Annotated in this window: 1 pseudogene; it reads left to right on the top strand. The window is 36.7% G+C overall.

From position 1 onward, the window contains the following. Positions 1-207: pseudogene (locus tag M3610_RS28760) on the top strand (IS5/IS1182 family transposase); the annotation flags it as partial.

Here is a 207-nt window from a genome sequence, read left to right on the forward strand (position 1 = left end):
CCACACATGTTAAAGCAAGTGCGAATAAGCGTAAATTCGAGAAGAAAGTTGTCCGAAAAGAATCGAAAGCTTATGAAGCACGTTTACAAGACGAGATTAATAAAGACCGCGAAGATCACGGAAAAAAGCCATTTCCTCCCGATAAATTTGATAAAGAGGAATTAAAAGAAATTAAAGAAAGTACGACTGACCCAGAAAGTGGTTATT

Source organism: Neobacillus sp. MER 74 (assembly GCF_023714155.1).